This is a genomic window from Kamptonema formosum PCC 10802 (assembly GCF_000332335.1).
In the GTDB taxonomy this organism is placed as follows: Bacteria; Cyanobacteriota; Cyanobacteriia; order Cyanobacteriales; family Oscillatoriaceae; genus Oscillatoria.
Map to the genome: position 1 here is coordinate 75,766 of NZ_KB235949.1, position 12,863 is coordinate 88,628.

A 12,863-nucleotide genomic window follows, 5' to 3' on the forward strand; every position below is an offset into this window, starting at 1 on the left:
ACGAAGTCCGCCTGCGCGGACTTCTGCTTGCCTTGTGGGTTTTGGGTGGTAGGCTGCGGTTTTTTACCGCCCGAAGTTTTAACCGCCAGACTGAAGTCTGGCGCTATACAAACGAAGTCCGCCTGCGCGGACTTCTGCTTGCCTTGTGGGTTTTCGGTGGTAGGCTGCGGTTTTTTACCGCCTGCGTTCCGCGCCACAATCCCACCCCCACCCAGAGACTGGGCGGCTTTCACCCTGATTGGCCAAGCCGAGTGTCCAGGATCTATTTGGAATTTGCCACAATTCGAGAAATTTTTTTCCCACCCCCCGCATAAAACAGTTTAGCCAGCCTGATGTATCTATAGAAGGCTACAGCCAAACAGAATCCTGGGCCAAGAGAATGCCCTCTTGCATTCTAGCCCCACTCAGCACGGGCGAAAGTCTGCCTTTGCGTGAGTTTCTAATCGCCCGGATACTAGCTAAAGTCTTACACACCGGCAAGTCCATTGGAGAAATCCGCAGCTTGGCCCAACAAAACAAATTTCTGGGAAACCTGCATATTTCTCTAAACCACTCCCGATATATAGATGTAACCAGTTCAAAAACGACAGCACCCATGAAAAATAAATCCCAGCCCCAAGAAAAACAGACCCTAGAGGAATTCTACCAGAATTTGACTGGCTTGATCAACCAACTGTTAGCAGAGGTGCGGAACTTTCTGCCGTCCGAACCAGAAATCCTTCCCGTAATGACCTATGACGACGCGATGCGGTACTTCGTAACTCAGCGCCCAAAAGATCCAAAGGTCAAAAAAGGAGCGATTATGCGGCAGCGCTCTCGTCATGGTCAGCTATTCATCCAGATATTTTTGGACAAAGACAACCAGTTGGTGTGCCAACCTAATGGTACACCATACGGGCGACAACTGACGGTGAAGAAATTGGACAAAGAGCTAAACGAAGCATTTGGTGATGACAATTTAATTGTTGTTGAATAGGAGAAAATCCAGTGGCCTTTTTGGAAACTCTTTGGCTGATTAGTTTAGTTACTTCGATTGCAGCTAATATAGCCATTACTGTCTACATCGCTTACCTCACGTTTAGCGACATCGCTACCTGGTTTCGCAACCGGCAAAGCCGTATCAACAAGCGAAAAGTGGCATTTACGCTCCAGCAAAAAATCAGCGCAAATAAATTCAAAACTATCCAGGGTATTTTCGATACGGAGTCTCAGAACCTGGATGAAGCGAGAACCATAAACTCCGATAGTGTTGACCATCAGGTGGCAGACGCTCACCGCTACGACGAATTGGTTATTTACCAGTAGAACCCACAAATCTGGTGGGGGGGGTTCTCTTTCCTCACCAGTCTTTTCCAAACAAGGTGTTACAGAACCATTGCCTATCTGATGAACAAAGGGATTAAAGTAATGAGCAAAACTCGGAAGCTCCGAATTCACGGCATACCAGAAATTGTACCAGAACCTGATGCGGCAGTGTTCCGCTCAAGACTAATCAGGTCAGTTAATGAACTGCTTGACCAAACCGGCGTAGAAGATATCAAACTGGTTATCGGGACAGAATTGCAAATGCCAAATGGCGGCAGTGTCACTAGCCACCTTAAAACAGCAGCCAATCTTGGCAAAAGTGGAGACAGTAATGATTCTTCAATTGCTGAACGTGCGCGTCAGTACCAAGCTGAATCACCACTGTATGATTTTGAGCAATTGGTAGTTCCTGACTTAGTGCTGGACACTCTCCTGTCTGCAGTGGATGCGATTGAAGTGGAGTTTACTGTTTTTGATGAGTGGGGGTTGAGAAAAATTCAGCCAAACCCGCGCACAGTTCTGAACTTTTATGGCCCTCCGGGAACTGGCAAAACATTGGCTGCACACGCTATCGCCGCCCGACTGGGAAAACCGATTTTGCTGGCTAGCTACGCTGATATTGAAAGCAAATTTCATGGAGATGGCCCTAAAAATCTCAAGGCTATCTTTTACGCAGCTGAGCGAGATGGTGCCCTGCTTTTCATTGATGAAGCGGATTCTTTACTCTCAAAGCGGCTAACAGAAGTCAATTCTGGCTCAGAGCAAGCTATTAACTCGATGCGGAGTCAGCTACTAATTTGCTTAGAGCAGTTTCGCGGCATTGTCATTTTCGCAACAAACTTGGTTGAGAACTATGACAAAGCATTCGAGACGCGGGTGCGGCATATCCACTTTCCAATGCCCGATGAAAAATGCCGCCGCGAGATTTGGCACCGGCACCTGCCGGCAGAATTGCCTCTAGCAGCTGATGTCTCCCTCGATGAGTTGGCCAAAGTTGAAGATGTCTGCGGGCGAGAAATCCGGGAAGCCGTACTCGATGCAGCAAATCGAGTGGCTTTGAAAGCCAAAAAGCAAGGGAAACATCCCAGACAGGGTGCTGTTGCAATGACAGATTTGCTTGAAGCGATTGCTCGCAAAAAGGCGGAACGTATTAACCAGCGTACCAGCAATTTAACCCCAACAGAGAAGGAGGAAGTACGCCAAACAGTGCAGTCAGCTTTAGCCAAGCAGGGAGAATCGCAGGATAAAGAAACCCCTCTCTATAATAACGGCAAACCTAATTCTACCAATTCGCAATAACTGGCCCACGAATTGCAACTTCTGAAAGATTTCTCGTTCCCAGGCTCTGCCTGGGAACGAGGACAAAGGAGGCTCTGCCTCCCGTCTTTCTGATAGACGATATGAAGGCATTTTCTCGCTCCCCTTGGCGCGAAACCAGCTCTCTGCCATAGAGGGCTGTGTCCGGCAGTCTCTCGGCGGTTGAAACCTCAGCTATACAGACAAAACCCGCTTCGGCTTGGGTTTTAAGAGTCTCGTTCTTCTTTTAGTCCGCGCAGGCGGACTTCGTTTGTATAGCCGCGAATTCCATTCGCCAGGAGCTTAAGTTGACACCAATGTGCCCCTGTGCCCGCCCCTTACGGGTTTCTAAATGTTTCCTCACTCCCAGCCCCCGCCTAAGAACAACAAACGAGAAATTCAATCTATTTCCACTCGCCCTGCAGGATAAAAGGTGCCCAGTAATGAGGCTTTTTCCCCTCTGCTATCATCGACAGTTGCGCCTCTCGCAACGCCCGCGCCGGCGGCAGCCCATCTTTCAGCATCTTCTGGTAAAATCTGCTCATCAGCTCCGGCGTACCCTCACCATCGCTCACAGTCCACAAACTCACCATCACCCGTTTGGCACCGGCATACATGAACCCTCGGGTCAGCCCCACAACTCCTTCCCCTTTAACCTCCTTTCCCTTGCCGGTTTCACAGCCACTCAGCACCACCAATTCCGCCGGCAAATTCAAATTGAACACTGCCGGTGTGAGCAGATACCCGTTTTGCTCTGCGCCAAACTGGTTGACGAGAGACAAAACGATCCCCGATAGTTGCGGGTTCTGGGAGTTGAGAAAGCCGTGAGTGGCAAAATGCACGACCCGATAGTTACTTAGCACAGAGTCCGTTGCTTTGTCAAGATTCGCGTCAAAATCAAATGCCTGCATTTTCTCAGAATCTGGCACCAGAGATAAAATTCTTTCCGCTTCCAGGCGGGTGCCAGGAAGTGGATTCCAAGTTTTCCCCTCACTGTCAGTACCTCGGGTAAGATTGGGGGTTAACAGCGGCGGTGTCTGAGGTGTGGGGGTTCCCTTCACGCGCGGATCTTCAGCGCCAAACACCGGATCTGCCAGCACAGCAACAGCTTTGGGGGCGGGTTGACGATTGGCAGTATCCCGCCTGATAATAGAGAGAGTCGAGGCAGAAGGCAAGCTGACAATTTCGTGTTCTGCTATCAGGAGTTGGGGACTTTCGCCCGCTGCAGGCTGCACCGGCACCGGCAAAGCGCTGAAAGGAATGTATTGCAGTCCGCCGTCAGCAACTATCAGCAAGCGTTTCTGCTGCAACTGCTCGGCAACCGGCGCTAAAATTATTTTGCTCAGGGTAGCGGCTTTGACATCGGCGTCGGCTGAACCGCTATACCGAGGTGCCAAGTATTTGATGAATTCTTCGGCGGCGGTTTCGATATCGGCGCGTTTGGGCAGCTCGTAAGCGGTGATGGAAGTGGGGGTGACAGCCCACAGATAGCTGCGTTCTTCACCCAGCCAGTAAGACAGCAGGATGGTGTCCGCATCCACAATTTGTTGCTGAATTTCTTTGAGGGTGAGAGGTTCCGGTTGAGTTAAGGTAGCGTAGCGGGGACTGGTGGCGCGGATTTGATATTGGACTTGTTGATACTGCTGCTGGAGCTGTGCAATCTCTTTGCTGATGGCAGCGATTTGTTGTTCCGTAGGTTGACTACTGAACAGTTGCAATTGGTATTGCGTTTTGGCAGCCAATTGTTGTTCCAACTGGCGTTCCTGCTCTCGCAGCGCTGGATCAACTCCTTGTCGGATATCGGCACGCGCTTCGTTTAAGAGTTCGAGAAGAGTGCGAGCGCGACCGCGTTCGCTTACTTCAAAAGCTGTTAAATTGTACCTGGCATCTGGGTGCTGCTGATTCAATTGCATCAATAGGTCAATGTAGAAGTTGTAATATTTCCACGATCCTTCCGATATCAAATCGCGTTCTTCAGGACTAGACTTGTGTTTTTGACGCTCATTTTCAAGAATTTTAACAGACGCTTTTATTTGAGCTAAAGCTTCATTTAAATGTCCCAAGCTCCGCTCCAGTTTAGCAATATCCAAAAGCGTCATTGCTTCGCCACTGCGACTTCCCGAAGCCTGCCAGGTTGCGACCGCTTGGCTAAGGTATTCTCTTGCCTTTTGCTGCTGTCCCAATTCTATATAGAATAACCCGATAGCTCTAATAGTTTCTGCTTCTCTAACTCGATCTTTCGTAGCCCGTAATAAAGGCAGGGCCTCGTTTAAAAAGTCAATCCCTTTTGGCTTTTCTCCCAAAAGATTATATATAGCCGCGATATTAACCAACATATTCCCAGCTAAATTGTCCATTCTGAGGGAGCGAAAGAGAAGCACTGCCTGCTCCCAGTTCTCAATCGTATTTTTCTTATCCCCTAATGAATGGTATATTGTTCCAATGCCCACAAAAGTAAAGGCTTCCTGCCGTTTGTCACCAATCTCTCGATATAGCAACACAACTTGCTTATAGGAGTCGATTTGGTTCTTTTTTTCACCCAAGGTGTGGTATATTCCAGCCAGGCTACTAAGCGTAAAGGCTTCCTGCCGTTTGTCACCAATCTCTCGATAAAGCAGCACAGCTTTTTTATAGGAGTCAATTGCGTTCTGTTGTTCACCCAAGGTGCCGTATATTCCAGCAAGGCTACTAAGCGTAAAGGCTTCCTGCCGTTTGTCACCAATCTCTCGATAAAGCAGCACAGCTTGCTTATAGGAGTCGATTGCGTTTTGTTTTTCACCCAAGGTGCCGTATATTTCAGCAATTCTCCTGCGCGTAAAGGCTTTCCAACCTTGGTTTCCTAAAGCCTGCCATAGCAGAAGTGCTTGATTGTAGGAGTTTAACGCCTGTTGTTTTTGTCCTAAGGAGGCGTACATTTCACCGATGTTGCTGAGTGTGGTAGCTTCCCAACCTTGGTTTCCTAAAGCCCGCCATAGCGGCAGCGATTGAGTGTAGTAATATAGTGCCTTTCTTCCATCTTTGAATGATTGATATAGAGAGCCAATACTGTTCAGGGTAACTGCTTCTCCCTGACGATTATCCGAAGCTCTATAAAGCGGAAGTGCTTGGTTGTAGTAGTTTAACGCCTGTTGCTTTTCACCTAGGGAGAGATAGACACTAGCAATTCTGTCTAAAGCCACAGCTTGCCAGGGTTGGTTGCCCAAACCTGTCCAAATTTCTAGTTCCTGATGAAAATAGTTGAGCGCTTGTTGTTTTTCCCCCAAGGATTCGTAAACCAAACCCATACGATTGACGGCTGCAGCTTCCCGATCGCGAGCGCCCACATTCCGCCACAGACGCAGTGCCTCTTCAAACTTTGGGAGCGCTTGTCGCAAGGATTCAGGCGTTTTTCGCTCAAATAGCCGAATCCCTTCATCAAGGGCTCGTTGGGCTGCTGCCCGAGTGCTATCGGAAGGCCCAGTCTGCTGTTGAGCCAACTGGCTCTGATTATTTTCTGACACAGACTGCGAACCATCTATCGCTTTGTGGAAGCCACTTTCCCCCCCCACCGGCACACTGCGCGAACCCACCGGCACCGCCGGCCAAAACAACACCGCAGCCATCCCCAAAACAGCCACTCTTGCCCCTCTCATCCGCCTCACCCCTCCCCACACACGCCAATCCCCGTCCCAACGCCCACCCATACCGCCACCTCCGCAGAAATTTGACACAAATTATATCCCGACTCACCCCCCACCGCAATACTCTGCTTATCTATAAACCCGCCCCAACCCCAACCCCACGAATGCCTGTAGGGGCGGGTGAACCCAAAATAGAAGCCACCCAACGCCGAATTGTCATAAACCCGCCCCGGCACCAACCCGCCCCAACCCCACGAATGCCTGTAGGGGCGGGTTCGTCCGAAATACAAGCCACCCAACGCAGGATTGTCATAAACCCGCCCCCACACCATGAATGCCGGTGCCGGTTTATCTAACCTATCTGTAACCGGCTTTGCTTATCTATAAACCCGCCCTACCCTGCAACTCGCTCGCTGCCGGTGGAGCTGATCGCAGAGCGCTCCCAGGCGGAGCCTGGGAACGAGGTAAACAGGAAAAAACCGCGCAGATTTTGAGAGTCTCGCTATACTCTTAGCCCGCGAAGGCGGGCTTTGTCTGTATAGCCGCGATTTCCAATCGCCAGGAACCTGGGCTAATCGCGGAGGAACTAGCTGTAGGTCTAACCCCCCCTTAATTCGCCAACAGCTTCTTTCCAATCACCCGGAAAGTAGCTATTCGCCAGGGAACTAGCAATGACAACCTGCCGGTGCCGGTTTATCGGGAAATCCTCCCACAATTCCCCCACCGGCACACTCCCCTATCCCCCTACGGCTGCAACTTTTTCAACTGCAACTGCGCATCATTATAGCACCCCGTATTCCCCTGATCCAAACACAGCTTAGCAGCTTTTTGCAAATCCTGAATCGCCCCCTGCTTGTCCCCAATTTGAGCGCGGAGCAGCCCCCGCCCATAATAAGCCCCCTCATGCTCGCGCTTCAGACGAATTGCCTGCGTGTAATCCTCAATCGCGCTGCTGCTGTCTCCCAAATCCAAGTGAGCCTCCGCACGCTTGCTGTACGCAACCGCATCGCTAGGATTGATGCGAATCGCTCTCGTATAATCCTCAATCGCCCCAGATTTATCCCCACCGGCAGAGCGAGCCAGCCCGCGATCGCTGTACGCTTGAGAATTATTAGGATTCAGCGCAATCGCCTGAGTGCAGTCCTCAATCGCATTCTGATAGTTGCCGAGATTAAAATAAGCCACACACCTGTTTTCCGCAGCAACCGCATCATTCGGATTCAACTTCAGCGCTGACGAGCAATCCTCAACCGCCCTCTCAAACTCAGACAGATTCAACTGCGACTCACAGCGGCTGCTGTAAGCACCGGCATACTGCGGATTAATCCGAATCGCCTCAGAATAATCCTCAACCGCCCCCTGATAGTCCGCCATAGAAAAGCGAACCTTCCCCCGATTGTAAAAAGCCTCCCCATTATTATAATCAATCCGAATCGCCTGCGTAAAATCTGCTAATCCTCCCCGCTGGTCCCCGCTGGCGGCGCGAGCCAGTCCGCGACTGATATAAGATTTCGCATCATTAGGATTTTGCTGAATCGCCCGCGTGCAGTCCTCAATCGCCGCCGGATATTCTCGCAACTCCAAGTGAGCCAGACCCCGCTTGTAATACGCCTCCCCGTCATTGGGATTAATTCGGAGCGCCTCCGTATAATCATCCACCGCCGCTTGATACTCTTTCAAGTCGTAATTCGCCAAACCTCTGTTATAATAGGCATTAGCAAAGTTGGGATTGAGCCGGAGCGCCTGAGAGTAGTCCTCTTTTGCCTCCTTCAACTTCCCCGCATCGTAGTTGACATTTCCCCGCTTGTAATAAGCCTCCGCGTCATTGGGATTGAAGCGAATCGCCTGGTTGTAATCCTCAATCGCGCCGGTGCGATCGCCTCGCGTAGCTTTTTCCACCCCACGGCTTTTCAAATCCCCAGCGATGTTCTGAGTTTGAAGATAGAAACTCAAACCGAATCCGCCGGCAGCCACCAGTGCTGCCGGCACAGCGAAGAGCGGGGACAGCATGCGCCGGCTGCCCATCCCCCTCAAGTGCTGCTGCAATCGGAAGTAACTGTGCTCAACAACAGTTAGCGGCAGCCCCAACTGGCTACCTCCAGCCCTGCGCCTGATTCTTCTCAAATCCGCCAGGACTTCTGAAGCGCTCTGATAGCGCTGATTCAAATCGTAGCGCACCATTCTGTCAATCACTTCTGCCAGTTCGGGGCTAACCTGAGCTCGGTGCCGCCAGAAGAGTTCGCCTGCAGCCGAAGAGCCCGGATCTCGCACGGAGGCCAAATCTTCTGCACCCAAGCCGGTGAGCGCTTGGATGACAATCATGCCGGTGGCATAGATGTCGCTTGCCGGCAGTGGGTTGCCTTGGACTTGTTCAATCGGTTTGTAACTTTTAGAAATCGGTTTCCCACCAGACAAAGGCGGCGTTTTCGGGGGAGTTGGTAATTGAGCGCTGATTTCTTTAAACGCCCCAAAGTCGAGCAGAACTAATTTTCCGTCTGACTGCCGCCGGATTAAATTCTCGGGCTGAATGTTCTGGTGGATTATCCCGTGCTGGTGCACAAAAACCAAAATTTCTAACATCTCTTCCAGCAGGCGGATCGCTTGGTCCTCCCGCAGGGGCTGACCGGTCGCCATTTCCGCAGCCAAAGTCTGCCCAGCAATAAATTCTTCAACCAGGTAGAAGTCTTTATTTTCCTGAAAAACAGCTAAAAGTTGGGGAATATGGTCGTGTTTCCCCAGTTTTTCCAGAGTTTCTGCCTTTTTTTTAAATAAAAGCTCCAGGACTTGCAGCGTTCTGGGGTGGTTGCTGGGAGAGCGCAGTTGCTTAACCACGCACTGCGGGTATCCAGGCCGGTGCGTGTCCGCAGCCAGATAGGTTTGTGCAAACGGGCTGGAACCCAGAACTTTAATAATCCGGTAACGCCGGTCTAAAAGTTGGCCAATCATCACAGCACCCCAATAGATTTTAGATTTTAGATGTTAGATTTGACATGTTCGGATTCCGTGAAAAATGGTATAATATAATTCCCCTGATACGAAGTATAGGCGTAGGGCAGGCGTCTCGCCTGCCCTTAAGGTTTCTGGGACAGGCGAGACGCCTGTCCTACGTCCGTGCCCTAAGTGGCTAGTGCTAGATCTCTATTTTGGACTTTGAGGTTGCCGGTGCGCATTCGGGAGAGGTTGCAGAATACAAGAATTTTACCCCCGCTCCCCCTTTCCCGAAACCCCCTGGGCGTCCCGCACCAGACGCCAGAGCCCCCTGTCCCCACAGCTGGCGCGATTACTGCCGCACCTGGCTGAGCTGCTGCACGGCGTCTTTGTAGGCGCTCAGCCGGCCTTGCTCCAGATAAAGGGTCGCCGCCTTCTGAATATCCTCCATCGCTCCTGCTTTATCCCCCAGCTGAGCCCGGGCCACACCCCGACCGTAGTAGGCGCTGGCAAAGCTGGGATTGAGGCGAATCGCCTGAGCGTAATCGGCAATAGCGCTGCCGTAGTCTCCCCGATCCGATTGGGCAGCGGCGCGATTGCTGTAGGCCAAAGGCTCGCTGGGACTCAAGCGAATCGCCTGGGTGTAATCTTCAATCGCTCCCGCCTTATCATTGCCGGCGGCGCGAGCCAGCCCCCGGTTGCTGTAGGTTTTAGCTTTGTTTGGCAGCATCTGGATCGACTGCGTGCAATCGTCAATCGCTTTTTGGTGCTCTCCAAGATTCAGGTAGGCGACACAGCGGTTGTCATAGGCGGTAACCTCTTTAGCATTGAGCTGAATCGCCTGCGTGCAGTCCTCAATCGCTTTGCGATAGTCGTTGAGATTGAGATAAGCGCCGCAGCGGTTGCTGTAAGCCTGGGCGTGCTGGGGATCGAGGCGAATCGCCTCGGTGTAATCTTCCATCGCCCCCTGATAGTCTGCCAGAAAAAAGCGAGCTCTGCCCCGGCTGTAGTAAGCGCCGGCATTTTTGGGATCGAGCTGAATCGCTTTGGTGTAGTCGTCGAGCGCTCCCTGCTTGTCGTCGGTGGCAGAGCGAGCCAGACCCCTCGCCTGGTAAGCTTTAGCGTCGTTCGCAGCCAGCTCGATCGCTTTGTTGTAGTCCTCAATAGCTGTCCGGAAGTCTTTCAGGTCGTGGTACGCCAGACCCCGCTGGTAGTATGCCCCGGCTTCTTTGGGATTGAGCCGGATCGCCTGGTTGAAATCCTCGATCGCGCCGCGCGGGTCCTGCCGGTCATACTTGGCCAAACCCCGGTTGTAATAAGCTTCGGCATAGTTGGAATTGCGCTCAATCGCCCGCGTGTAATCCGCGATCGCGGCATCCAATTCCTTCAGGTCATAGTAGGCATTGCCCCGCTGGTAATACGCCCGGGGTTCGCTGGGATTGAAGCGAATCGCCTGGGTGTAATCGCCAATCGCGCCGCGCCGGTCCCCGCTCTCCGCCCGCTCCAGCCCCCGGTTGTAAAACGCTTCCGCCTTTGTCCGGTCGGGGCGCTGCAGCAGCAGCAGCAGCCCCAGCACCACGATCAGCGCCGCCGCCCCTGCGACGATGAACTGCACCGGCAGCTGGGGTCTGGGAATCGTCTCGTGCTCGGTGATGATAGTCGATGGCGGCGCTGGCACCTGCGAGGGGACGCGCAACTTGTTCAGGTGAGCCAGGGCAGCAGCCGCTGACTGGTAGCGCTGGCCATAGTGGTGGTGTACCATTTTGTCGATGATATCTGCTAGCTGCGGGCTGACTCGGGCTCGGTGCCGCCAGATAATTTTCCCCGTATTGGGGTCTTGCAGTTTCGGCAAGTCAACCGCCGGCAAGCCGGTGAGCGCCTGCACGGCAATCGTACCCAAAGCATAGATATCGCTATTAAATTGCGGGTTCCCCTGGAATTGCTCCACCGGCATGTAAGCCGGCGTCCCAGCCGCTATCGTCCACGGCGCTGGCCCCTGAGACAGGGCCGAGCTGATTTCTTTCACTGACCCAAAATCGATCAGCACTAATTTCCCGTCTGAGTCGCGCCGGATTAAGTTAGCCGGTTTAATGTCCCGGTGAATCGCCCGATTCCCGTGCACGAACACCAGAATCTCCAGCACCTCACACAGGATCTCGATCGTCGCCTGCTCTGACAGGTTAGCTCCGGGGAGAATCTCTTCCGTCAGCGGATGGCCAGGAGTGTACTCTTTCACGAGATAAAATCGCTGCCCTTCCGCAAAATAAGCCAGAAGTTGGGGAATTTTGTCATGTCTCCCCAGCTTTTCCAGGATTTCGGCCTCTCGTTTAAAGAGCCGGCCCGCTGCTTGCAGCGATAGAGAAGCGTTACTGATCGGGCTCAATTGCTTGACCACGCATTTGGGCAGACCGGGGCGGCGAATGTCTTCTGCCAGATATGTTTGTCCAAAGGCACCAGAGCCCAGAACTTCAAGAATGCGGTAACGTCCATCCAAAAGCTTACCAATCACGGCGGCACCCCAGCCTGCTACAGGTCGGTTGTGTTGCGGGAGATCCACACCGGCTCGACGCCGGAGCGCGAATCACCCTCCCTCTTTCTATTGTTGCCCAACCCGCCCGCTCTCAATCGCGCCCTCAGCAAGGGAGGGGGTGCCGGTGGTGCTAGAGATCGGGGCAGACAGGCAGCTTTTCAACGCGCCCAGCCGCTTGGCACGCCGCGACTGGGCGAAACGCACTTTATAGCAGTAGCCACTTAGATTAGGACGTAGGCGTCTCGCCTGTCCCAGAGATATTGAGGGCAGGCCAGACCCCTGCCCTACGCCTTCCCTCCCATAGCGAAGCGGGACGCGACAGCGTCCTGCCCGTGTCCTAAACTGACTGCCTACTGCTATACCGCCGGGCGCGTCCTGCAGAACCCGCCCCTGCGTAAGTCCTAACTACTTCAAAGTGACGCCTGTGCCCGGAAAGCTGGAACCCTTTGTGCCGCGCGCCCGCTCGATCCCCTTCAGCAACGACCGCAGCCTGCCACCAGTCTAGCAATATTTCCTGAACAGATTCAGCCGATTTCTTCCAATCCAGCCCCCCGGACAGAGCAGATATTTAACCCCTTTTCAATTCTACTTCACAAACCATCCACTCCCCTATCCCCCCAGCTAGATTCCCCTGTTTGTTAGATTTTTCCGCCGGCGGTCAACTGCCTCTAACGGCTGGTGAACTTTCCCCATTTTCTCAAGCGCAGCCGTGCGGCTAGCCCCCTAGACTAATTCCTATCGTTTGCGCTTGCATCCAAATCCTTAAAACTAAAGGTATTTAGGGGATGAATGGAGAGCTATCAACATTTAGATTGCCTCTAAAAAGAGAGCGCCACCAGCTACATCACGTTACTTTAGTAGGCTATATCCGGCCAGAAAAACAGGCCAGAAACCCGGGTTCTTTAAGAAACCTGGTTTCTTGATTTTCCCTTGATTTTTGCCGGCCTACTTATCGCCTCAATCTGGCATCACATTGCCTGAGTGGGGGATGCGACAAAGCGCGATATCGCACCCACCACCGGCTGCAGCTGCGACCTTTTAGCCGCATTCAGAAAGGGGGAAACACCTCACCCCCCTCCGAAACCACCGCACACTTCACTGAACCCTCAGAAGAATTGCCGGTGCCAAATGTACCGAAATATTACGGAGAATGGGGGGTTAGCTTTCCGCAGCGCTATAGTGAA

At 52.5% G+C, this 12,863-nt stretch carries 7 protein-coding genes; 4 read left to right on the forward strand and 3 right to left on the reverse strand.

What is annotated here, in order from left to right:
• Window positions 1–427: 427 nt before the first annotated feature.
• The 3 genes from OSC10802_RS0130920 (at window position 428) to OSC10802_RS0130930 (ending at window position 2,604) form a co-directional block, all read left to right on the forward strand.
• Window positions 428–976, forward strand: coding sequence for a hypothetical protein (locus OSC10802_RS0130920; protein ID WP_155968913.1), 549 nt, complete (start codon window positions 428–430; stop codon window positions 974–976).
• Window positions 977–987: 11 nt separating this feature from the next.
• The gene (locus tag OSC10802_RS0130925) at window positions 988–1,305 is read left to right on the forward strand and encodes a hypothetical protein (RefSeq protein WP_017720641.1); all 318 of its coding nucleotides are present in this window, start codon (window positions 988–990) and stop codon (window positions 1,303–1,305) included.
• A 102-nt stretch (window positions 1,306–1,407) separates the two neighbouring features.
• Complete coding sequence (locus tag OSC10802_RS0130930) at window positions 1,408–2,604, forward strand: ATP-binding protein (RefSeq protein WP_155968915.1); 1,197 nt, start codon at window positions 1,408–1,410, stop codon at window positions 2,602–2,604.
• A gap of 401 nt (window positions 2,605–3,005) precedes the next feature.
• On the opposite strand, the gene OSC10802_RS42685 is transcribed toward OSC10802_RS0130930, so the two are convergent.
• From OSC10802_RS42685 to OSC10802_RS0130955, 3 genes are all read right to left on the reverse strand, one after another.
• Window positions 3,006–6,284 (reverse strand): CHAT domain-containing protein, encoded by a 3,279-nt coding sequence (locus OSC10802_RS42685; protein ID WP_082218434.1) that lies wholly within the window; start codon window positions 6,282–6,284, stop codon window positions 3,006–3,008.
• Between the two features lie 681 nt (window positions 6,285–6,965).
• Window positions 6,966–9,167 carry a serine/threonine-protein kinase gene (locus OSC10802_RS0130950; RefSeq protein ID WP_017720646.1) on the reverse strand — a complete coding sequence of 734 codons (2,202 nt, stop codon included), beginning with the start codon at window positions 9,165–9,167 and terminating at the stop codon, window positions 6,966–6,968.
• A 334-nt stretch (window positions 9,168–9,501) separates the two neighbouring features.
• Entirely contained in the window at window positions 9,502–11,706 is a 2,205-nt protein-coding gene (locus OSC10802_RS0130955) for a tetratricopeptide repeat protein (RefSeq protein WP_017720647.1), read from the reverse strand.
• On the opposite strand from OSC10802_RS0130955, the gene OSC10802_RS51635 reads away from it, so the two are divergent.
• Window positions 11,590–11,904: a hypothetical protein gene (locus OSC10802_RS51635; protein ID WP_232731885.1), complete on the forward strand. Its 315-nt coding sequence runs from the start codon at window positions 11,590–11,592 to the stop codon at window positions 11,902–11,904. The genes OSC10802_RS0130955 and OSC10802_RS51635 overlap by 117 nt on opposite strands.
• The last annotated feature ends 959 nt before the right edge of the window (window positions 11,905–12,863 follow it).